Source organism: Caballeronia telluris (genome assembly GCF_001544495.1).
Taxonomy (GTDB): Bacteria; Pseudomonadota; Gammaproteobacteria; order Burkholderiales; family Burkholderiaceae; genus Caballeronia; species Caballeronia telluris.
In genome coordinates, this window is record NZ_FCNZ02000048.1 from 1 (window position 1) to 21316 (window position 21316).

20 protein-coding genes and 3 pseudogenes are annotated in these 21316 nt (G+C 59.3%); 10 read left to right on the plus strand and 13 right to left on the minus strand.

Going from position 1 to position 21316, the window contains the following annotated elements:
- Window positions 1-109: 109 nt before the first annotated feature.
- A complete protein-coding gene (locus AWB66_RS34650) occupies window positions 110-568 on the plus strand; it encodes an oligosaccharide flippase family protein (RefSeq protein ID WP_235021310.1) in 459 nt (152 codons plus the stop codon).
- Entirely contained in the window at window positions 565-771 is a 207-nt protein-coding gene (locus tag AWB66_RS34655; RefSeq protein ID WP_235021312.1) for a hypothetical protein, read from the plus strand. Before AWB66_RS34650 ends, AWB66_RS34655 begins: the two co-directional genes overlap by 4 nt.
- 1339 nt (window positions 772-2110) lie before the next feature.
- On the opposite strand, the gene AWB66_RS30085 is transcribed toward AWB66_RS34655, so the two are convergent.
- The 7 genes from AWB66_RS30085 to AWB66_RS30120 all read right to left on the minus strand — a co-directional run bounded on the left by AWB66_RS30085 (window position 2111) and on the right by AWB66_RS30120 (window position 8604).
- The gene (locus AWB66_RS30085) at window positions 2111-2683 is read right to left on the minus strand and encodes an OsmC family protein (protein ID WP_087633681.1); all 573 of its coding nucleotides are present in this window, start codon (window positions 2681-2683) and stop codon (window positions 2111-2113) included.
- Between the two features lie 46 nt (window positions 2684-2729).
- A complete protein-coding gene (locus AWB66_RS30090) occupies window positions 2730-3662 on the minus strand; it encodes a hypothetical protein (protein WP_087633698.1) in 933 nt (310 codons plus the stop codon).
- A gap of 212 nt (window positions 3663-3874) precedes the next feature.
- Window positions 3875-4918 carry an AraC family transcriptional regulator gene (locus AWB66_RS30095; RefSeq protein ID WP_087633682.1) on the minus strand — a complete coding sequence of 348 codons (1044 nt, stop codon included), beginning with the start codon at window positions 4916-4918 and terminating at the stop codon, window positions 3875-3877.
- Between the two features lie 768 nt (window positions 4919-5686).
- Window positions 5687-5872, minus strand: a complete 186-nt coding sequence (locus tag AWB66_RS30100; RefSeq protein ID WP_087633683.1) for a hypothetical protein — start codon at window positions 5870-5872, stop codon at window positions 5687-5689.
- Between the two features lie 838 nt (window positions 5873-6710).
- Window positions 6711-7445, minus strand: a complete 735-nt coding sequence (locus tag AWB66_RS30110) for a flagellar brake protein (protein WP_235021311.1) — start codon at window positions 7443-7445, stop codon at window positions 6711-6713.
- A 189-nt stretch (window positions 7446-7634) separates the two neighbouring features.
- Window positions 7635-8207, minus strand: a complete 573-nt coding sequence (locus AWB66_RS30115) for a hypothetical protein (protein WP_087633686.1) — start codon at window positions 8205-8207, stop codon at window positions 7635-7637.
- A gap of 91 nt (window positions 8208-8298) precedes the next feature.
- Entirely contained in the window at window positions 8299-8604 is a 306-nt protein-coding gene (locus AWB66_RS30120; protein ID WP_087633687.1) for a hypothetical protein, read from the minus strand.
- Window positions 8605-8782: 178 nt separating this feature from the next.
- On the opposite strand from AWB66_RS30120, the gene AWB66_RS30125 reads away from it, so the two are divergent.
- The 3 genes from AWB66_RS30125 to AWB66_RS30135 all read left to right on the plus strand — a co-directional run bounded on the left by AWB66_RS30125 (window position 8783) and on the right by AWB66_RS30135 (window position 11494).
- A complete protein-coding gene (locus AWB66_RS30125; RefSeq protein WP_087633688.1) occupies window positions 8783-9136 on the plus strand; it encodes a hypothetical protein in 354 nt (117 codons plus the stop codon).
- Window positions 9137-9285: 149 nt separating this feature from the next.
- Window positions 9286-9810: a hypothetical protein gene (locus AWB66_RS30130; protein ID WP_087633689.1), complete on the plus strand. Its 525-nt coding sequence runs from the start codon at window positions 9286-9288 to the stop codon at window positions 9808-9810.
- Window positions 9794-11494, plus strand: coding sequence for a TonB-dependent receptor (locus AWB66_RS30135; protein ID WP_087633690.1), 1701 nt, complete (start codon window positions 9794-9796; stop codon window positions 11492-11494). Before AWB66_RS30130 ends, AWB66_RS30135 begins: the two co-directional genes overlap by 17 nt.
- 17 nt (window positions 11495-11511) lie before the next feature.
- Here the strand turns inward: AWB66_RS30135 and AWB66_RS34940 are convergent.
- From AWB66_RS34940 to AWB66_RS30150, 3 genes and pseudogenes are all read right to left on the minus strand, one after another.
- Window positions 11512-11613: pseudogene (locus AWB66_RS34940) on the minus strand (4Fe-4S dicluster domain-containing protein); the annotation flags it as partial.
- Window positions 11614-11933: 320 nt separating this feature from the next.
- Window positions 11934-12068 (minus strand): hypothetical protein, encoded by a 135-nt coding sequence (locus tag AWB66_RS34945; protein WP_268811168.1) that lies wholly within the window; start codon window positions 12066-12068, stop codon window positions 11934-11936.
- 822 nt (window positions 12069-12890) lie between these two features.
- A complete protein-coding gene (locus AWB66_RS30150; protein ID WP_087633699.1) occupies window positions 12891-13625 on the minus strand; it encodes a GlcG/HbpS family heme-binding protein in 735 nt (244 codons plus the stop codon).
- A 2542-nt stretch (window positions 13626-16167) separates the two neighbouring features.
- Here AWB66_RS30150 and AWB66_RS35170 point away from each other — a divergent pair.
- Entirely contained in the window at window positions 16168-16617 is a 450-nt protein-coding gene (locus AWB66_RS35170) for a RidA family protein (protein WP_087633693.1), read from the plus strand.
- Between the two features lie 374 nt (window positions 16618-16991).
- Here AWB66_RS35170 and AWB66_RS30165 read toward each other — a convergent pair whose 3' ends face one another.
- The 3 genes and pseudogenes from AWB66_RS30165 to AWB66_RS35180 all read right to left on the minus strand — a co-directional run.
- The gene (locus AWB66_RS30165; RefSeq protein ID WP_087633694.1) at window positions 16992-17480 is read right to left on the minus strand and encodes a hypothetical protein; all 489 of its coding nucleotides are present in this window, start codon (window positions 17478-17480) and stop codon (window positions 16992-16994) included.
- Window positions 17468-17623 carry a transposase domain-containing protein gene (locus AWB66_RS35175; RefSeq protein WP_125469833.1) on the minus strand — a complete coding sequence of 52 codons (156 nt, stop codon included), beginning with the start codon at window positions 17621-17623 and terminating at the stop codon, window positions 17468-17470. Before AWB66_RS35175 ends, AWB66_RS30165 begins: the two co-directional genes overlap by 13 nt.
- Window positions 17624-17647: 24 nt before the next feature.
- Window positions 17648-17707, minus strand: a pseudogene (locus AWB66_RS35180) (hypothetical protein); the annotation flags it as partial.
- A gap of 136 nt (window positions 17708-17843) precedes the next feature.
- Here AWB66_RS35180 and AWB66_RS30175 point away from each other — a divergent pair.
- The 4 genes and pseudogenes from AWB66_RS30175 to AWB66_RS33255 form a co-directional block, all read left to right on the plus strand.
- Window positions 17844-19076 (plus strand): site-specific integrase, encoded by a 1233-nt coding sequence (locus tag AWB66_RS30175; protein WP_087633695.1) that lies wholly within the window; start codon window positions 17844-17846, stop codon window positions 19074-19076.
- Complete coding sequence (locus AWB66_RS30180) at window positions 19073-20020, plus strand: tyrosine-type recombinase/integrase (RefSeq protein ID WP_087633696.1); 948 nt, start codon at window positions 19073-19075, stop codon at window positions 20018-20020. The genes AWB66_RS30175 and AWB66_RS30180 overlap by 4 nt, the downstream gene beginning before the upstream one ends.
- A complete protein-coding gene (locus tag AWB66_RS30185) occupies window positions 20017-21012 on the plus strand; it encodes a tyrosine-type recombinase/integrase (RefSeq protein WP_087633697.1) in 996 nt (331 codons plus the stop codon). Before AWB66_RS30180 ends, AWB66_RS30185 begins: the two co-directional genes overlap by 4 nt.
- 87 nt (window positions 21013-21099) lie before the next feature.
- Window positions 21100-21240, plus strand: a pseudogene (locus tag AWB66_RS33255) (IS66 family transposase); the annotation flags it as partial.
- Between the last annotated feature and the right edge of the window lie 76 nt (window positions 21241-21316).

A 21316-nucleotide genomic window follows, 5' to 3' on the forward strand; every position in this document is an offset into this window, starting at 1 on the left:
AACTGCCTGAGTTCGAAAAGTACAAGGCCACCTGATGAACGCCCCGAGGCGTCCACGAACAAAACCCAATTTTGCAGGTCCGACTCATGACGACGATGTCTACATCGCGATGCTGGTTAACACACTGGTGCCGCTGTTGTCCGGCATCGCGATCTGCACGTTCCTCAATTTTCGCCACGAAATCGACCTTGTGCCTGTGTCGATCCCGACCGCCTTCAGGCGGCTCAGGGAAGGATGGAGCGTGTTCATCGCGACGTCACTTGTCGAGATCTATGCGTCGAGCAATATCGTGCTGCTGACATTCATCGCGGGCAATGTGGCCGGCGGCTACTTCGCCGCGGGCGACAAGCTTATACGCGCCGCGCTCGGCATGTTGCAACCGCTCAGAACCGCCGCAAATCCGCGCGTAAGCTTCCTGATGCATCACGCGCGCGACGACGCGTTCGCCTTTCTGCGCAGAATGTTCGTTTTGCAAGGCAGCATCGCCACGCTGATTTCGCTATGCATTCTCTTCGGAGCGCCGCTCGCGGTGAAGCTGCTGTACGGTACACATATGGGCCCACCGTGAACGTGTTGCGCTGGATGTCGTTTGGTCCGCTGATGTCGAGCTTGTCCGATTTGTTTGGCGTTCAGACCATGCTTCCGCTCGGCATGAACTCGGCATTCAGCCGCGTTCTAATTGGATCGGCAGTATTGAACTTCGGTCTGCTCGCGGTGCTCGCAAAGCTGTTTGGCGAGCAAGGTGCCGCCGCCACAGCGCTAATCGTATAAACTTCAATTGCAGCGGCCATGGTCTTAACGCTGCAACTCTTAGGCGTGCAGTTTGCTAAGCGTCCCGTCACGACTGAAAGCACGGAACCGTGATCGAGGCGCGGACTGTATGCCCTGCTGATAATCTCGATGGATGATTTTGTGCCTAGGCGGGCGTTCGCAGCGCGGAGTCGATCAGGAGGACCACAGCAATTCCACGCGCAAGTTGCTGATCCTCCAGCGGGATCATTCTCTCGCACACCGCGCAACGAACCACGCTTAGTCTTAGCTAAGGCCCCGTATGCTGTCCGCTTGCCACCACCAGGCGAAGCAGTGGCCGGCCTCGAAGCCGCGAGGCGCTCCCGCTCCGTCACATGAAGCAGCGACCTCGCCTCTGTATTGGAAATATGTCTTACGATCGCCGCATTCACCTCCCCCGCATGCGTCAACGAGCCATATAGCCGACACCAGCGATGACCGCAAGACGCGCCGCGGGCAAGAGTGCCGGCAACGTCTCTGCGATGAGTCGCGTCGGCGCGGGCGCGTGCGCGCCCGCATGATCAACGCGGGGACGGTGAGCTCGGCGTAGGCTCCCATGGGCTCACGTACCTCCATCAGCGCACGAAATCGAGCGGTGCCTTGGGCGTCCAGCGTGCCAGGGCCGCTTGCACGGACGGGCCGGTGCTGCCCAAGCACCCTGGCCGCCTCAGTACTCGACAGACGACATGGCCGCGCCGGTGTAGTCGCTGTTGCATATTGCTTCGGCGGTCTTCGTAGCAAGCGCAAGGATCTCGGCACCGCAGCGCCGTCGGCGCCGATCGCTTTCAGTAGTTGAAAGGCCTACGGTTCGTAGAGGGTGAGGCTCGCAATGCGATGCGGCCGCACTACAGCGGCATGCAGCGCGACGCCGCCACCATATGACTGACCGACGAGGTGCACTTCGCAACTGGCCCGATCGATTATTGGGGCGACGAGCTCATAATTCGAGTTGAGCGCGCTGCCGAGCTGCCGCCATTGACCGGCACCCGAGCCCGAGCAATGCGGCGCAATCACGGGCGCGGGATTAGCCGTCGCGGCGTTTAGGTTCTGCCTGTTTATCGATGTCTCCAATCAAATCGCAAATCTTCTAGTGGCGTATCGTCGGAAGTCCCGGGACTTCAGACGCAGCGATCTTTATCGGACCGCCGCCAAGTCCCGGTCCTATTTGAAAGCTACAATGTTGACTGCCTGAACATGCAAGTCGCCCACACCTTTCGCGAAGCGAGCAGTGCATGCGACTGGCAGCGATGCCAGGTTGTCGGCGTCATAGCGAAGGTAGTCGACCGCATAGATTCGAGTCGCCGCGTCTACTTCGAGAAGCTCACCCGACAACGAGGGTCGATTTCAGGACGACAGCGTTCGCTAGATTGTAGACATTGGGCGAAGTTGCCATTACCGCGTCATGGACTTCAGCGAATTGCTCCTTAGTACCGCTGCCCTTGATACGAACGGTGTAACGCAGGCTCTCGTAGCCGTTTGCCACTTGAGGGTCGATCCCAAGAAAACCCCTGAGGTCGATCTCACCCGCAGTCTCGATCTGCAAGGATTCGAGCGTAATCCCGCGAACGGCGCATTGAGCCACGTACCCCACCGTTATGCAGGCATTCAACGCGGCGATCAGATGCTCCTGGGGATTGGCAAATTTGTTCGAGCCACCGAGTTCGCGGGGCTCATCAATATCGATCGTGAACCGGCGCGACACGTTCTGCCCTCCGATCGAGAACTCCTCAACGTCGGCGCGAGTCCGGGTCTGGCCCTGCCAACTCGTAGCTACGCGCCAGCTAGTGGCGGCTTTCGAGACATCGCCCTTGACACCCTCAATCAGGGCGATCAGATCGTCGACGTTAAGGCCATTAACGACGTTAGGTTCGTTGGTTCGTGCGTTGGCATTCATATTCCATCTCCGTAAACATACGTGGATTGTTCAGCGTCGAAACATCTCACTGCAGCGTGGCGAGCGCGGCCTGGATGCGCCTGCTCTGGTCTTCGGAGATGAGGCTATTAAGCACCTCCCCGAAATGGGGATGACGTACACCCGAGTGGATGTATTGCCACCGGTAAGCCTCGAGGAAATTCGCCTCGACCGACTGGATTTCTGGCTCGTCGATTGCGCGGCCGCAGTTCATCTCGAAATAACGTGCGTCGGCTGCTGCCTGCGCCTGCAGAATGCCGTCGATCATGGCCACGAGATCGATGAGTTCGTCAACAGCCTTGTCGCGACCACTGACCGTCATAGTGGCGTCGTGACGGACCCATTCGAGCTCGTCGAGCATGGCGTGCTGACTCTCCTCCTTCCAGTGGTAGAGGAACACGTTCTTGAATAGCTCCGATAGCCGATCGTCTGGAGCGATACTCTGGCGGTAATGGAGTTGGGTGAACAGTTCGATATCCAGCGTCAGCGCCAATACGGCCCACGTGCTTTTCCCGAGCACTGCAGAGGCTACGGCATCCGGGTCGACGTCGAAGCGATAACCGGGCGGAAGGGTTTCACCGATCATCTCGTCGATGCGACGAAAGAGCGCCTGATGCTTGAGTTCCTCTTCGCTGAACCGGACCAGCGCCTCGAGCGCTACCTGGTCGCCGAGCCAATAGTCACGGCTGACTTCCAGCACCTTGGCGTTGATGAAGCGTTCTACTAGTCCGAACACCTTGGCATAGGTGCGTCCCTGAATCTGGCTGACGAAACGCCTTTCGCTCTCGGAGAGCGTGAAGAAATTCGGAGCCAGTGAAAGCCCGTCGGGAAGATACTTCTCGGACCTGTCAAAGGCGCGGCCTCCGATCACGTCACGCTCGATGTCCCAAGTGACCATCTTTGAGGCGCGAATGCAACGGGTGTAACGATCGCGGGTGGAGAGTCGCGATACTGCGTTCATAGCATTTCTCCCAATGTGGATCTGCGTGCGGTCGAGCTGTGGATGTTCATCTACCGGCCAGAACCGCATCGTTGATCTGGCATTCGGTACGCTCGAATGTACGATTGAAAGACGCGAGGTTCTATGATCCGGCCACCGAGATATATGGCAGAAACACCGGGGCAGCTTTGAGGTATGCGAATGAACGTTGCGTTCGGGTTTGAAAGTTCGCGTCACCGATCAGCTGGTGACGTGATGCCGCTCGCAGCGGGTGTGGCCTGCGCAGATTCGGCAGCGTCTTTCATCTTTCCTTTGCTCTTGCGCCAGCGTGCCGGCGGCATTCCAAATTCGCGCCTGAAGGCCCGACTGAATGCCGCCTCCGACTCATAACCAATCTGCTCCGCTACAGCGGCGAGGGACTTTCTGCCGATCAAGAGCTCTTGCGCCGCGATCCGGATGCGCCATCGCGACAGATACTGCATTGGTGGTTGTCCAAGGAGATCGGTGAAGCGTTGCGCCAACGCGGAGCGCGACAGCCCCACCTTATGCGCAAGCTCATCGACGGTCCATGGGTGGACTGCCTGAGCATGAAGCAACGACAGCGCGCGTCCCACGTAGCGATCGCGCACTCCAGCCAGCCATCCCGTCTGGTGGACAGGAAGCGCTTCAATACAACTTCGAACCGCTTCGACAAACAGGAGTTCGGACAGTCTGGCGAGCACGATAGTACCGCCCGCCCGCGAATTCGCAGCTTCGACGACTGCGAACTTGAGAGAGGACTCAAGCCACGCTGCTCGCGGATCGTGGCGCATATCGATCTTGAAGAGTCGCGGTAGAGATGAGAGCAGTGGGTTACTCAGCGTATCGTCGCTGGCCAGAAAGCCGCATACGATGCGAGTCATAGGTCCCCCGCCGCCGTAAGACAACGTCATCACTTCACCGGGTGTATCCGCCATCGGACCCGCCAAAAGCAACTCCGTTGGCGTGGGTGAAAGACCCACAGCACTACCCATCAAATGCGTTTCGCCTTGCGGCACCACCAGCAGATCGCCGGCATTGAGATGAATGGCCGAATCAGCGTCGTCTGCCAGTTGGGCCCAGCAGCTACCTTCTATGACCAGATGATATGAGACGACACGTTCGGATTGCGGCAGATAGGCCGTGCAGAGCTCAGCATCTGTGCGGCCTATCACGCACCACGGTGCCGTGAAGGACCCGTTCAGATACACCGCGCCGCTTAAACGCACAGCGCGCAGGACGTCGGAAACTGCATCCATGAAAAGCTCGCGTGATATGCGATTTCCCGGGTAAAGAACTCGGAAGCCGGTCATTCTTCAACCCGGCTGAGGGATAGATGTTATACCCGCGGCGGCAGCAGATGACGAATGACTTACCGATTATTTCGATGCCCTGGATGCCTCGCCGCCCGATGCGTGCGGATGAACCGCATGCAACAGAGCGCGCCTTTTGCGAGGACCGGACAATCTTCTGGACGCGCTGCAATGGCCAGGCGAAGCATCGGAAACACTTGGGCGATCGGGCCAAAACCTACGCACAGGCAGGACGGCAACCGCTTGCGCGAGGCAAAGTCCGTCGCAGGATGGGACGTGACAGTTTCTTCGCAGCCGAATCATCCACCGATTCCGGAATCTTGGCGCGCGTCCAGACTTGTTCCGCGTAGTGAACCTGTTTATCAAAGGGGTAGCGCCAGACGTCGATATGGCAAGCTACGTGGAACCGGCTGGGCGCAATATGAAAGCATGGCTGAGGAAGAGCAACATCCCTTAATAGTCCAAATAGTTAGTTACTCAGAATGGTCGACGCATGACGATGATCGGGACGCACGCGTCCGTTACCAACGTGAAACCGACGTCCGAACGACTGCTTGTGAAAGCTTGCCAACGACTGCAGATGGCCGGCAAGCGCGCCCGCTCGCCGGTCATGGATGTCAGGGTCGTCAGTATCCGGGCAGTGCAGATAAAGTCACCCGAAGCGAAGTCAAAGAGGCCTCTGTTGGCACGGCCTTGAGCTACGATATCACCGGGTTAGTAGCCCGTAGAAGCCCCACTGCCAGTGAAACTATGCTGGACAGGAGCGTCATTTGCAAAGTCGGAAACGGCCTGGATGATGTTCACGATCTGTTGCGGCAACCTGCCGCCGCTGACGGCGGCCATTGCAGTCCGATCCATCTCGACAGCTACGGGGAGGTCTTTGATTACCAAGGCGTTCATTTCGATGCTCCAAGGGCAAATTAGCAGTCAGGAAGGTAGCGCTTTTTTGAGGGGTCGCCGCTCCTCGATGAAACTTAAGCACAGCGCGTGCCAAACGGCGGCGCCGCGGTAAGCGATCAAACAACTAGTTGAAAACATTGAACCTAATGGGCACAAGGCGAATTAGTAGCCGGAAGTACACGCTGCGGCCGGTGGCTAGATCCAACTCTTCGTGTGGCGCTGTTGGTTAGATCGCGACACCTGCGGTCCGCCTAGGGTATTTCATGTCTCCGATGCCTGTTTGCAGGAGCCTTTCTCCTGCGAGCCACTCATGCAGGTCATCGAAGACGCTCGCTGCAGCAGCGACGCCAACTCGCCAAGCCGCCTAGACCAACTGATGTCGACGGAAGCGCGCACAACGCATAGTCGAAGGTTCGACGGCACGCCTCTTCCGGGTCACGGAGCAAAGCGAGCGGCAGCTATCAGCGTGAAAGCAACTTTTGTCTGGTCGAGCGAGCGGGCAGCCCGGCTGAACATGTCCGAACCCAGTCCGACATTGAACGTGCCCGTGTGGTCGACCCTGATTGGCGGCGTACGGCAGCAGTGATCCAAAGCCGACCTTCGAATCCCCCGTGTTTTCTGCTCCTCGCCCCTGTTTCGGCGAGCGGCGCAGCATTCAGTGCGTGACGCCGCACTTGACGTAGAGTGTGCACAGCCGTTCGTTCAACATGTGTTGGTTTAACCACTTGTCCGACATCGGAGGTCGGCGCTGGGGTGAACCTATATCGTCGCGACGGTCGTCCTCATTGTGGAACTAAAGGGTACCGAGCTTGAATAGATCGAGCGCCAGGGGCGCGTTTTAGAACCGCTCCGTGCGCTCCTTGCGGTGCATTTCCAGCTGCGTAATCGCACGCTGCAGTACGCGTTCGGTATTTCCCTTCAGATCGACGAACCGGCAGCCCAGAACGGTGCGGCGCTCGCCGGTGGGCGTGATCACGTGACGAGGCGCGACGATCTCCAGATCCACCGGCACCGCGCCGAGTCCGCCTAATTGCAGCCTCACGTTTTTCCAGATCGTGCCCTGCGCGAGCGATTCGACCCGCGTGTCCCTCGTGCGTAACGCCACGCCGCAGAGCGACAGGTCCTGCAATTTGAACTGGAACGCGACACCCGCGCCATCGGCTCCGCTGACGATGAACGCATCGAACATCGGCGTATCGACGCGGTAGTGCTCGCGGCGCTGCACGTAATGGAGCAGTTTGGGAAACTGCGCTTCAAAGGCCGGCCGCCCTTCGAAGGTCGTCGCGAAGGCACGCCCCGTCACGAACCGGGTGCGAATGCCCGACGGCTGGCTGCGGAACGTGAGCTCGTCGGCATGGACGAGTTCGCGGTTGTCACGCGGCGTGCTGCCGAAATCGAACATAAAGCGCGCGCCGCGCGAATCGACGTCGAGCAACTGCGTGACGAACTGCGTGCCGTCGAATTCGACTGTCAGGAAGTCGCCGCGCGTCAGCATGCGCCGCATGCACTGCGCGATCTGCGGCGGGAGCCGCTGCGCGTAGCGGTCGTCGGTCTCCCACGCATTCGTCTTCACCGCACTTTCGTTGGTCAGGGAAGGATCGCCAATCATTGTGATTTTTTTATTTTGCCGGACGGGCTGTCGGCTTCTCGCGCCGCCATCTTATCAAATTGATAAGCAAGTGGTACAGTGAGGAACATCACGGGCACGACGAACCCGGAACCTGAGAGAAGCAACGGCGCCCCGGGGAAACCCGGGGTCCGGCTAACCGTCCGACTGACTTTCCGCTTCCGGACCGCGCGGCACGGGCAGAAAATGCAGCGCCGCCTTGAGTGTGTAGATCATAATGACGGTTCCGGCGAGATCGCCGATGAACATCGCGAAGAACCGCGACGCGACGCTGTGCGTGTCGCCCTGCAGGCAAAACCAGAGATTGTGCAAGAGCGGACCGGCTGTCGCGTACGCGACGGTGAGCAACATCAGCCTGCCCGCGCTCAGATTCGACAGCGACGCGTTCAGCCCATATATCTCGCGCGCCAGGCGATAGACTGCGTAGGGCGCGGCGGTCGCGATGATGCCGCCGACGAACGATCTCACGGGATCGTTAGGAAAAAAATAGCAGAAGTCGACGAGCCAGCTTGCGAGCAACAGCCCGAGCGCGCCGTCGGCGCCGAGCAGCAGCGTGCTGAGCAGCCGGATGCCGGCCGGAAGATAGACCCAGTTCACGCCGCGCACGAACTCGGAATGAGTGAAAATTTCCTGATTGGCCCAGAGCGAGCCGATAAAGACGAGCGCCGTTCCGACGACGGAGCATAAACGAAGCTGAAAGGAAGACATTGACGTGGCGTGCCAGTCGCGCGGCGGAGAACGTCATATGTTACCGCAGCGTTGCAGGCCCTATGCTCAGGCCCGATGACGTGCCTTAGGTTTATGCCTTGCAAATACCCCCGCCGGCCGGGCGCGCACCGATTTGCGAAAGCTCGCCGTACTTCGAAGAGGAATCGAGCTGCGCCGCGATTCGCTCGAGTTCACCGAGCAGCGAGAGCAGTTCCGCCTGCTGATCCTGCGCCACCGCGGGCGCCTTTCGCAGCTTCTCGATGCGCCCGCGCCAATACGACACCGGCCATGCGGCGCTTCGGTGCCAGTGTCGCGAGCGGATCATCCTCGCGAGATGATGGATTTCCTGCTCGATGAGATGCGCTGTGATATACGTGAAGTCGCGTCGTTGAGCCACGTTCGTGTCCCTGATGGCCGCTCGGGCGGGAAATGAAATCGCGCTTTCCCTCAGCCCCTTGCTTTGCGCATGATCTTAGCACTTATTTATCAGTTTGATAAGATACAGAAGCGTCGCTCAGATTTTTCATCTCTTCGGCGATGCTATGATTGAACCGTCCCTTTTCGATGATTTTTACATGGCTAAAAAGAGCGTCTTCGACGCCTATTTTCGCTTCCTGAATCTGGCGCAGGCGGTCCAGGCATTGCCTTCGGTGCCGAAGCTCGATGCCGCAGAGGAGCGTCTGCTGGAGGCGCTCACGGCGTCATGGCATGCGGGGCATGCGCTGACCGTCACTGAAACAATGGCGCTGTCGGTCGCGGGCGCGCCGGCAACCGTGCATCGAAAGTTAACGAGCCTGAAGAAGCAAGGTCTCGTGTCCGTCGACGGGAGCAGCGACGATCTGCGCATTAAGACGGTCGCGCCGACGCCCATGGCATTAAAGTACTTCGAAAAGCTGGCGGCGTGTCTCGAAGAGGCGAAGAAGCGCTGAGCATCGCCAGACGCTCATCCACAATGAGGCGCTGCGAACGCTATAATTCGTCGCTTCCCGGAGCATTCGCACAGTAAATTTTTCCACCGGGCCGATCTTGGAGAGCGAGGACGGCCAGCAGTGTCCGACAGCCTCCGTAGCAACCGCAGGTGTTCTGCTTCATCCAGATTTCGATTGTCATGTCCTTCCTGCGTAGCGAAGTCGTTTCTCTCCGTCGTACTTCGACGGCGGCGCGCTTGCTTTTCCTAAGTGCCTTTCTTGCGCCCGGCGCTCGCGCCGATGAAAGCGATTCGGGCCAGGAGCTGAAGCCAATCATCGTCAGGGCGGAAAAGCAGCCGGCGCTCGAGCAGCGCACGCCGATCGCCATGAGCGTCTATGGCGACGCCTTCCTCGAAACCACCGGCGTCAGCGACGTCAAATCGCTCGCCACGATCGCGCCGGATCTCAACTACGCGCAGGTACAGACCGTCGTGCCCGTGCTGACGATTCGCGGCATCTCCAGTCGCGACACGACCGAGATCGGCGATCCGTCCGTGGTCGTGGTGACGGACGGAAGCTCGGACAATCGCCCCTACGCGTTGAGCGGCACGCTTTACGATCTCGACCACATCTCCGTGCTGCGCCGGGCCGCAAGGCGCCCTGTATGGGCGCAACGCGGTGGGCGGCATCGTTGAGATCGCAACGGCCAAGCCTTCGCGGACGTTCGAGGGCCGCGCGTCCGTCGATCTCGGCGATTACGCCACGCGCAATCTGGAGGTGATAGTCAACGTCCCAGTCAACGACGTACTGCAGTTCCGCGTGGCGGCCATCTCGCGCCGGCACGACGGCTATCTGAACAATGCGCCGCAGACGGACGGCGACGACGAGAACACGCGCTCGGGACGCGTGACCGTCGCGCTCGAGCCGAGCTCGCAGCTGCGCATGCTGCTCACCGTGCAACAGACGACATTGAAGGGCGTCGGCCCGGTCTCGCTCGACATTCCCTACATTTACGATGCAAACGGCATTCTCTCGCACGAGAAGCCACCCTTCCCGGCCGATCCGCGCACCTTCACCTATGCAACGTCGCAATCGCAAAACATCGACGATACGATCGCCCGCTGGAGCGTCGCGTTTGACTTTCCGGGCGTCGAAGTCAGCTATACAGGCAGCTACGACAACTTGACCTGGCGTCATGCAGCCGACAGCAGTCCGAGTTTCACCGAACCCGTGTCGTACCGGCAGAACGAGTTTCCCAAGACGCTGAATCAGGAAGTGCGCGCGAGCTCACTCGGCGATGGACGGTGGTCCTGGCAAGCGGGGGTGTCGTACTTTCGCGAGTCGTCGTCGCTGTACAGCGCGAACGAATCGCCGTTCGACGGCGGCGTCTATCAGCCCACACTCGCGTTCGCTTATGGCATCCGCACGACATCGACGGCCGCATACGGGCAGTCGTCGTACTGGGTGACCGACAAGATCAGACTGACCGCGGGCATGCGCGTGACCCGCGACAAAAAGAGCCGCGAAGGCGAATATTTCTTCGCGGAATCGAACGAGCCGCCGTTCGACTATACGCACGTGCCGCAGGACGACGCCGGTTCATGGTCGAAGCCGACCGTGCAGCTCGCGGCCGAATATGCACCCACCTCGGCGATGATGAACTACGTACGCTACGACACCGGCTACAAGTCGGGCGGCTTCTCGTCGTCGGGTTCGTATGCGCCCGAGACGCTGAAGGGAATCGAGATCGGGACGAAGTCGCTGTGGAATGCGCAGCGCGTGCAGATCAACGCGAGCGTCTTCGACTATGAATATTCGGGTCAACAAATCGCGCGGTTGGTGCCGTTCGCCGACGGGCGGGTGGGCACCAAAATCGTCAACGCGGGCCGCACGCATATCTATGGCGCCGATGCCGATATCCACGCGCTGGTCGATCCGGTTGGCCTGCTGACGTTTTCCGTAGCATGGCTGCACGCACGCTTCACCGATTTCGTCGTCGACGATGGCAACGGCCAGAACGTGCAGCTCGCCGGCAATGCGCCACCGCAGAGCCCGGCGCTGACGATCGGCTTCGGGCTCGAACATGCGTGGATGACGGCGGCAGGACGCATCGTCGGCCGCCTGGATGCGAAGTTCCAGAGCGGTCAGCACTTCACGATCTACAACTACGCCGACGATTGTCAAAAGCCGTATCTGACCGCTGACCTCTCGGCAACCTGGGTGCCGATCCGCAAGAACGTCGAGCTCATGGCGTATGTCCGCAACGTGACGAATCAGCGCGTATTTACGGCCGCCGAGGAATACACGTTTGATGACTCATACCGTTACGCGTTCGCAGCGCCCCGCACGTTCGGGGTGAAGGCTACGTATTTTTGGTGATTCGCGCGGCCGCGCATTCACATGCCCGAATAGTGCGGCCCGCCGCCTTCCGGCGTCACCCAGACATTATTCTGTGTCGGGTCCTTGGGTATCGCACATTTGCAACGCACATCGTTCTGCGTTGATGACGAGCGCCGCATAGCCTTGCTGGTTCTAGATCCGCATGCTGATGACGACGAGCTCCTTGCACATCGACGCCGGTTTCAGCGTCCATGTTCTTCCCAGCACGAATCATGAGGACAATCAGCCCCTGCATCTGCCGCTGAAGGATGCGGCGGTGCCCGCCGACATCATTTGCTCCGTATACGGGGCGCCAAGCGCGTTTCTGTCCGCTGGGCGGTGTACCAGCTTTGAGACCGGTGAAACGCGATCGAACGTCATCGTCCCGTACAGCTTCGGATTGTTATGCGGCGTCCACGGTACAACCGCCGAACACTTTCTACTTCAAGCCGACCACGAACAACCCGGCATCGAGCGCCAGTTCGCTGGGCTTGAGCACGCGAGTGCAGCGCGATGCGCTCGGTTGCGGTTGAGTCAGCGTGAAGGTCAGCAAGCCTTCCGCCCGATCGAGCATAACAGGCTGCAGCCACAGATCTCGCCCATTGCCGCCTCCTTGGGTCTATCCATACACGGCGTATCACGAACATCGCGAGGTGCCGCTGCCTGCGGAAAGAATCGCTCGTAAGCAAGGGGTAAAGCCTGCCTCCGCGCCCGACGCTCGACACTCGACGCACGACTCCATCACGAAGCGCTTTCACTCTGCATACGCACGGTCCTGCGCCGGCCGGTCGGCTTGGCGAAGGCGTCGTCGTACCTCGTGTTGCGCGCGGCGATCGTCGAAGGCGTACTCGAGCCAAGAGCCATCTGTTGGAACCTCCAGTCGCGAAGCAATTGAAGGTGAGCCGCACGCCGATGCGCGAGGCATTCGCGCAATCGGAGAGGAACCGGTGGGCAGCGTGCCGCGCTTCAGAGCGCTCGTGCGGTAACGATACGCGATGACGAAGATCGAATGGCCGTTCTCCGGAGCGAAGCAGATTATTGAACGTCCACGTGACTGATGAGACAATGGCGCTTCATGAGGCGGAGCCGGTCTGACGACGAGCCGACAGAGCACTACACGTTGATGCTCCGTGTCCAGCAGGAGTCGGTGACCCAACGCCCTCGTTCGACTCTCCATGACGGCGACGTCTCTTATCCAAAGTATAATCGTCATTCCTTCGCCGGAACGCTTGCCGCTGGTCAGGCATTCCGGTCATACGGTCATCGTCCAACGAGCGGCGGACAGGGCAACGCTGCTGGTGTAGGCTATTCAGCCGACCCAGCAGATGGGTCGGTCATTATTAGCTCCCCTGTATCCACTCGATCTCTTCACTAGCGGTTAGCCACGCGTTGACCATTATCGGCCGCCGACGTTCTCAATAGCGCTAGCGCTCAGGTCATTTGAAAAGCAATGGGGGTGCTCGAAGCCCATCGGCGACGAGCTTGCCGCGTAGATGATGTTATCGGTGTTGTTCGGCCCCTGGCCCTTCGGGACTGTGCCGAGACCGGCAAGCTTGCGCATTCGATAGGCGATGGCATGATCGGCGCACGCACTGTCGCCGCTCACCCCCAGGCCGCCGATGACCCTGCCGCCAGCGTAGAGTGCAACCCCTCCTCCGAATGTGATGACGCCGCCGACCGTGTGCCCGATTCCGCTACCCTGTTCGAGGAAACGCGGATTGAACGGGTTGGAACTGTTGAGGCCGTATAGAGATCCACCGGGCTGGGTCGCCCCGTACAGGTTGGCGGTCGATAGCGCGAGCGCATCGTTGCTGAAGCCGTTTGCCGTGTACGCCTTTGCGATGGCGATTGCGCGGCTACCGGGCCATGCGTCCCCTGTCTTGGTAACCGAACAGAGATGGCCCTCACGATCCACGATCGCCGCCCACATCCGGTTGGGTTTGAAGATTCCGCCGTTGTCATCGTTTAGGTTGACGACACTGTTAAGCTGCTTCTCAACCAACGAGACCGTGCCCTGCGGCAGCATGCAGCGTGCGCCGGGATCATCGTCACTTTCTCCGGCGAGCGACAGGTGAGCGACATTAAGGCCGAAGACTATGGCAAGAACTGAGATAGAAGTACTGATTCGCATGCCGATTCTCCCGATGAAAGTTTTGACCATAAAGGCAGGCGCGGTAAACCGAGGCAAAGCAGCGCAACCTACGGTTCACGATATTCGTGCTGGGTAGACCGAATGACAGACGAAAGCAACTGCGGTAGGACGACGGAACGGGTATGCGTCACGACGGACGCAATTCGTTAGTTTAAATAGCGTCGCCCGGCAGGGGCGGAGCGGCGATTAATTGATGTGAGGGGAATTTCGACGTGAAGCATCTGCGATAGACGCCTCCTTAGCATCAGGTATGACTGAGCGCTCGGTGTTGACTTCAGGACCGTCTGTCAGCACAGTACTCGCCCGACCGAGTCGGGCGTTCGGTAGGAATTAGTCGGGCTTTCCGTACGAGGGACAGCCCAGGAACCACCGAGCTTTGAAAATGCGATTCCAATGCTTCATGTCACCGACTCCCTTGAACGTCGACCCTCGTTTAAAGCAGTCCGAAGCAATTGCACCCTGCGCGCTTGAAATAGAATTACAGAATCACTATAGGAGCGATTGTTTTTCCCCGCAAGGACGAAAGTTGGCGAAGCCGCCATACTTTCTGAATTACTTTCCCGCTTTAGATCAGTGTATTTATTTTATAATATCGATGACAGAGAAACGTCGCTTTTTGATTGGCTTAGGTCGACATACGTCAGAGCGCTGTAATTCCTGATGGACGGCAATCGTGATGGACATGCCGAAGGCGCGCCCAATCGCCAGAACACGGAGGAAATCAGGGAACAGTCCGGCTGGCAGACGCGATCGGTGTCAATCAGGCGGCAAAGCGGCTGGGATCTCGGGAGTCGAGCTTAGGAAACTGGGAATAATCGTCGCCAAGGCGGAAAGGTCAATGCTCCGTGGTCACGCCCAGCGTCAATCGATCGAGTCGTGCCCCTGAATAGGTCTTTCCAAGTTTTCTTTCGACGTCTCCGCCTCGCTAGGACGATTATCCCGCGCCCTACCCGTGGACATCGACGCTGTCCACAGGACGAGGCTGTGGACAGCCGCCGAACTGTAGTTCCCTTCTTAACCACCGTCACCGCGTGAGCTTCGCCTTCGGCCTGGCGCGCCGACTTCCCGGCAAGCGGCGAGCCGTGATTTCTGAGCACGTTGAGGTACACGGTCTCGTTGTACGGTCTGCGGTTGTGCCAGCAGTGATATAGGCCGTGAATCCGCTTGAATGCGAGGGTTCTCACGGCGACGTGGTGCGAACTGCCCTTCGCAGGCTGCTGCCGATTGTAGGCACCAGCCCACGATGACCGGGGAATGGTCAGGGCGGCCCATTCCACGAAGGTTTAGTCTGCATTGGCAAAGTCATTATTTTCTCCTCGGAGCACTTTCTTCGGGTGCTTCTTTCATGGAGCTTACAGCACGAATTTCCAAGTGTAGCGTCGTTCGCAAAGATCCGCGCCCTCAAAAGCGACCCCGACGGCGGTATCCCTCCTTGCTTGGGATTGCAGTCGCTCAATTACAGGCTTACCTTGAGTATCGCGTGCTTCTTGATGCGCACCCGGACTCACAAGGTCCATCGGCAGATTTTGGAAGGTTCGTTTCGCTTGGCCTGTCATCGCGAGGTTTCTACTTGCGTATATCCGAAAGGATTTCAACTACGTCGGGAGATGGTGTCGCGACGACGCATCCAACCGATCTTTCGCCCGTTCTGAGCAAACGACCCGTCCGACGAGGGTCGGTCCGCCAGTCGGAAATCCCAAGGTGAGCAGCCCGCAGAGCTATCTGATTGGTTGCTTGCGCATCAACTAGGAGCTGAAAGTGAAACTAGTATCGTAGTAGCGACAATGGTCGCTGGCGTGTTCGCGGTGGCGGGCGCAGCTCAGGCGCAACAGTCGCAAGACGCCGCGGCACCGCAGGCCACCCCGACCATGCAGCAGAACGCGGATGCCACCGCGCCGTCGACCGTCGATAGCACCTCCTACGGCGGTATGCCCGGTGGGACCAGCATGGCCGCAGGCGCACAAAAACCCATCGCTCCGAGGGCCCATGTTCAGGGTCAATGCAGTGCTGCTCCGAATTGCGATATTTTCTTCGGACAATAGAAGTCGCAAGATAGTGAGCGCGTCGGTGGGAGCGGTACTGACGCGCTTTGCGCTTGTACAAACCGGGGAAACCCCGAATTCGGCAACGCCCTTAAGAAAGGGCTAAATCCACGGACCAACAGGAACATCGGCCATGCGAATGGCTCGTGCGATGTCGCGCGCGCCGTAGCTAGACAGCGCTGGCCCCGTTCGTTCGGACAGTTCTCTCGATTTTAATTGGAATGCTGGGCGGTCACGCGGCCGATTCAATCGCGGTCGGCATCGCGAAGTAGGCTTTATGGAGCGGTCCAAATTGGCCGATGCCCGGCTTTCCGGCACAGAATTGATCGGTGTATTCGCTGACCACCATTTGCCTTCTTCGGGTCAGGTTGACTAGTCGCCAGAATCACCTACCATTCCTTGCAGTCAAGCGAAGTCAAGACGTAAGGGCCGTTCGACGTTCTTTACTGCCTCACAATCTCGAAGCGAGGAGCGCGATCATGTCAACAGTTCGTGCACGGCTGACTGTACTCGTGTGCCTTGCTGGATTCGTGGCAGCTTGCGCGGGACCGGAAAGTTCACAGTCGACGCGAAAGGTTGTGTTGCCTGCCGGGGTGGCCCCAGGAGCGACTCCATATTCGCCGGGCATACGCGTAGGCAACGTTATCTATGTATCGGGGCAAGTTTCGGGCGACGCCAGACCCGACATTCGTCTTCAAACTGATGTGGTTCTCAAGAAGGTCCAAGCCATCGTTGAGGCCGCTGGATCCTCAATGGAGAGCGTCGACAAGTGTACGGTTTTCCTCACCCGCCAGGCTGATTTCGCGGGCATGAACGAGGTTTGGCACAGCACCTTCCAGTCGAATTCACCTGCTCGCTCAACGGTCATCGTTGCGGCACTTCCACGCCCCGAGTTTCTCATCGAACTCGAGTGCATAGCTCACGCTTAGGCACGATTGGCGATAGGCCGTCGTCATCACTTCTGCGACATTCGATTGTCCTCGAGTACGCACGGGGCGATGGAACTTTCGCACTTGCGCACGCGTCACCGTTCACCACGGCTCGTGCGACTCATCGACATGGAATCGCTGGCCTTATGGCCCGCGCTGCGTTTCAACGGACCGGCGGCGTCTGAATTCGGTAGAGTCATGCCCTGAGTAGGTCTGTCAAGTTTTTAGTTCGGCATCTACGCCTCGCTATGACGGTCATTCCGCGGCCGCCCGTGGACAACGACGCCGCCCACAGCACAAGGCCGTGGGCAGCCGCCTGTCGGCGGTTCCCGCGTTGTATCCGTCAGCGCATCCCGTGGTTGACCGGACGTCGATCAAATATCCACGATTTTCCGCAGTAGACCGTACGAGACGCGCCAGTTTCCTTCGGAGTCCGTCACGGCGATCGACGCCGTTTTCGCGTTCAGCCTGACGACGGTGCCGACACGCTCGTTCAGATGCTTGTCGGTGAACCCCACGGTGTCGCCGATGAAGAACTCTTCGGTGCGTGGGCGCGGTGGCGGCGCTTCTGTTCTAATGGGCGCCGCGGTTATATCGGGGATGATTGCCGCGTAGAGCACCACCCATCGGCGTCGAGTCAAGCTGTCCTGCACGACCGCTTGTGTGTGTCGAAGCTCAGTGATGGTTCCCTCTAAGGGAGGTCCCATCGGATTGTCGCCGACGTATCTGACAGTCATGCCGATGTTGAGCCGTTGTCGAACCTCGAGAATGCGTCGGGGGTCATCAAGCATTTTGCCGATCGTCAAATAGAGGCGATACAACTCGGCGCTGGGCGCTTGCCGAAGGGAATCTAGGATGTCCATGAATGTCGGGGTGTTTGGCGGGCAAGCGGCAGCAGTTCATGCACGCGGTTGACGGGATACGACGGCAACTTCTCCAGTGTTTCCTCCAGCCACGCATACGGTTCAAAACCGTTCAGGCGAGCCGTGCCGAGCAACGAATACATCGTGGCCGCCGCACGAGCGCCTCGCGGGGAGCCCGCGAAGGTCCAGTTGGCCCTTCCGAGAGCAATCGGCCTGATCTGCCGTTCTAAAGCGTTATTCCGACTCCCCGATTATGCCGCGTCGTGCACATGCGTGGCGGTGGGTGTGGCCTTTCGTGATCGCTGTGTCGGCATAAACCTATGATTTCTCAGGCTGGCTATTGCGCTGGCCAGGAGAGATCAGATGAATGCGACACGTACAGTCAGCGAATCCGGCGCGATACCGGCCCATCACATCGATGCATTTCTTGATCGTCTACGCACGGCACACTATTCCGAGGTATCGCTTCGCAAGAAACGAAGAGTCCTGTGTGCTTTCTCTGGGTGGATGAAGCGCAGGAACATCGACCTGATTGACCTCGATGAGTCTGTCATCGCTCGCTATATGAAGCGCATGTTCGACGCATCACGAGACCGCGTCCAGCGTGCGCGTCCCACACTACGGCAGTTTCTCGCCTATCTGCGCGCGGAAGCCATTGTGTGTTCGCCGACGTCAGGCGGACAGTCCGAGATCGCGCACATTTATCGCCGATACCTGGACTATCTGAAGCAGGATCGTGGACTCGCGAAGAACTCTCTGCTCGTCTACGCTCCGTTCGTTCACGACTTTCTCGACAGCCACTCGGTCAGCAGCGGAGGTTTGCTGCCAGATGCGTTTGACGCGGTAGCGATCCGGAATCATCTTCTTGCCCGCAGCAAAGGCCGATTGGCGGAATACACGCGGCTGATGGCAGTTGCGCTTCGCTCGTTCTGCCATTTCCTCTTTCTACGTGGCGATACGGCCCGAGACCTGGCTGGGTCAGTGCCCTCGGTTCGTAAGTGGCGACAGTCGACTGTGCCGACGTTCCTCACGCCTGAGCAGCAAGAAGCTCTCATTGCATCTGCCGACCGGTCGACTCCGACGGGGCTCCGTGACTATGCAATCCTGCTGCTGTTGGCGCGGCTCGGATTACGTGCCGGAGAAATCATCGCAATCGAGCTCGACGACATTCACTGGCGTTCGGGGGAACTCGTCATTCATGGCAAGGGGAACATAGTCGAGCACGTGCCGCTCTCATTGGAGGTCGGAGAAGCAATCGCAACATATCTCCGCGATGGTCGCGGAGCGAGTGCATCGCGTCGCGTCTTCCTTCGCAGATTGGCGCCCCGGGTTGGTCTGGCGGGACCGGCGGCGATTGGCAAGATTGTTTGTCAGGCCTTCGCACGTGCAGGTTTCCGCCCCGCGTGCCGGGGCGCCGCACATCTGTTTCGTCGCGGTCTGGCGACGACGATGATTCGCCACGGGGCCTCGATGGCAGAAATCGCCGAGGTCTTGCGGCACCGCTCTCCCGACAGTACCGCGATCTACGCAAAGGTCGCGTTTGAAGACCTGCGCGGTGTCGCGCGTTCGTGGCCCACGGCGGGAGGTGCAATATGACTGCGATCCATGAGTCTCTCGCCCAGTACGTGGCAGTCCGCCGTGCTCTTGGGGCGTCATTCTATGAGCCTGCGTTGGCACTCGGTCATTTCGTTGATCTGCTGGAACGCGAAGGCGCCGAGTTCATTACAACCGATCTGGCTCTGCGCTGGGCGACGACGCCCGAACTCGTCGAACGCGCTACGTGGGGGCGGCGTCTCTCTCAAGTGAGAGGATTTGCCAGATGGATGAACGTGCTTGACAGTCGAAACCAGATTCCGCCAGCAGGACTCCTCAGTGCCCGCAGACGGCGCAACGCCCCGCATATTTACACTGAGCAGGAAATTGATCTGCTTATGACCCGCGCCGCTCAACTGCGATCCCGAACCGGCATGCGAGCACTGACTTATTCGACGCTCATAGGGCTTCTTGTAGCGACGGGCCTCAGGCCAGGCGAAGCGCTTCGGCTCGACCGGTGCGACGTTGACCTCGTCAGTGGGATACTCTCCATCCGGGAATCGAAGTTCGGCAAATCCCGCTTTGTTCCAGTAGCAGAGTCTTCTCGGGTGGCACTCGAACACTATGCCCGGAATCGCGATCAACTCTGTCCTGTACGCTTGAGCGAGGCGTTCTTGGTTAGTGAGCGCGGCAAGCGACTCAAGGCAAGCACTGTACGAAGCATGTTCGTCAGAATGTCGCGCGCTGTTGGTCTGCGATCGGCCACAGAGGACGGGCGCGATGGTTACGGCCCGCGCCTCCAGGACTTCCGGCATAGCTTCGCGACTGGAAGGCTGGTCGAATGGTATCGCGCTGGTCTGGACGTGAGTCGGGAATTGCCGAAACTTGCCGCGTACCTCGGGCATGTCAACATTGGCCTTACGTACTGGTATATCGAATCGGTTCCGGAGTTGCTTGAACTCGCGGCAGCCTATCTCGACAAGGACTGTTCGGGAGAACGGACGTGAGCGCCGCAAGTCTCCCAGCCCTCGTTCAGCGCTTCTTCACCCAGCGCTTGCTCGAGCAGCAAGGTCTGAGTTCGCATACGGTGGCAAGTTACCGTGACACGTTCCGGCTGTTGCTGGCGTTCGCCACGAAGCATATAGGGCGCGCGCCGTCAAAGCTGCGAATCGAGGACTTCGACGTGTCGCTGATCGCGGAATTCCTGCAGCACCTCGAACATGGCAGAGGCAATTCGGTGCGCACACGCAACACGCGGCTTGCCGCCGTGCATGCCTTCTTCCGCTTCGTCGCGGTCAGCGAGCCTGCGTTGTTTCTGCAGTGTCAGCGCATTCTTGCAATTCCATCCAAACGCTGCGAGCACGGCCCGGTTGAGTTTCTGACCGAGAGCGAGGCCGCCGCTTTGGTAGGGGCGCCTGACGTACGAAACTGGATCGGCAACCGCGACCGAACGCTGCTTCTTGTAGCGGTTCAAACGGGTCTGCGCAATAGCGAATTGACCGCACTCCGGCGCCAGGATGTGGCGCTCGGCACAGGCGCCCACGTTCGTTGCCTCGGCAAAGGCAGAAAGATGAGATGCACTCCGCTGCGACCGGATGTAGTTGCCGTCCTGAAACAGTGGCTGCTGTATCAACCAGGCGAACCAGGCGATCCGGTCTTCCCCAGTTCGCGCGGCGGTCATCTCAGTGCCGATGCTCTTCAGCGACTCGTGTCGCGCAACGCCGAAATCGCGCGCCTCTCATGCCCCTCGCTGAAGAAGAAATCAATAACGCCTCACACGCTTCGGCACACGGCCGCAATGAGCCTGATGCATCACGGCGTCGACCTGACCGTGATCGCGCTCTGGCTCGGGCACGAGTCCTCCGAGACCACTCAGATCTATTTGCACGCCGACATGCAACTCAAGGAGCGCGCGCTCGCGCACGCGACGGCGAGTGGTGTTGCACCGACACGGTACAAACCTCCAGATCCGTTGCTCGCCTTCCTGGAGGCTCTCTGATAATGCCGACAACAGGAGCGACCGGGAACAGAGATCCGCCAACCGTTGTGCCCGTGGATCCATGACGCGGCATAATCAGGGAGTCGGCATAACGTCATCGAGCGCGACATCAGGCCATTCTGCACCGGCAGGTCGGCGTGGTTGTTCAGCGACACGGTTGCCGGCGCGAAGGCCAGCGCCATGGTTTATAGCCTGATGCTCACCTGTCGGGCCCGCAACGTCGAGCCCTAGCAGGCCGTTGAAATAGCTCATGTAGCGGTCATCCGTAACGAAGGCGTAAACGTTGAACTTATGTCATCAATGA

Coding starts and splice junctions, on each gene's coding strand:
- AWB66_RS30165 (WP_087633694.1), bottom strand. CDS start 17,480: ATGGACATCCTAGATTCCCTTCGGCAAGCGCCCAGCGCCGAGTTGTAT.
- AWB66_RS30150 (WP_087633699.1), bottom strand. CDS start 13,625: ATGCGAATCAGTACTTCTATCTCAGTTCTTGCCATAGTCTTCGGCCTT.
- AWB66_RS30175 (WP_087633695.1), top strand. CDS start 17,844: ATGAATGCGACACGTACAGTCAGCGAATCCGGCGCGATACCGGCCCAT.
- AWB66_RS35170 (WP_087633693.1), top strand. CDS start 16,168: ATGTCAACAGTTCGTGCACGGCTGACTGTACTCGTGTGCCTTGCTGGA.
- AWB66_RS34650 (WP_235021310.1), top strand. CDS start 110: ATGCTGGTTAACACACTGGTGCCGCTGTTGTCCGGCATCGCGATCTGC.
- AWB66_RS30095 (WP_087633682.1), bottom strand. CDS start 4,918: ATGGATGCAGTTTCCGACGTCCTGCGCGCTGTGCGTTTAAGCGGCGCG.
- AWB66_RS30100 (WP_087633683.1), bottom strand. CDS start 5,872: ATGAACGCCTTGGTAATCAAAGACCTCCCCGTAGCTGTCGAGATGGAT.
- AWB66_RS30125 (WP_087633688.1), top strand. CDS start 8,783: ATGGCTAAAAAGAGCGTCTTCGACGCCTATTTTCGCTTCCTGAATCTG.
- AWB66_RS34945 (WP_268811168.1), bottom strand. CDS start 12,068: ATGCTCGATCGGGCGGAAGGCTTGCTGACCTTCACGCTGACTCAACCG.
- AWB66_RS35175 (WP_125469833.1), bottom strand. CDS start 17,623: ATGTATTCGTTGCTCGGCACGGCTCGCCTGAACGGTTTTGAACCGTAT.
- AWB66_RS30090 (WP_087633698.1), bottom strand. CDS start 3,662: ATGAACGCAGTATCGCGACTCTCCACCCGCGATCGTTACACCCGTTGC.
- AWB66_RS30115 (WP_087633686.1), bottom strand. CDS start 8,207: ATGTCTTCCTTTCAGCTTCGTTTATGCTCCGTCGTCGGAACGGCGCTC.
- AWB66_RS30180 (WP_087633696.1), top strand. CDS start 19,073: ATGACTGCGATCCATGAGTCTCTCGCCCAGTACGTGGCAGTCCGCCGT.
- AWB66_RS30085 (WP_087633681.1), bottom strand. CDS start 2,683: ATGAATGCCAACGCACGAACCAACGAACCTAACGTCGTTAATGGCCTT.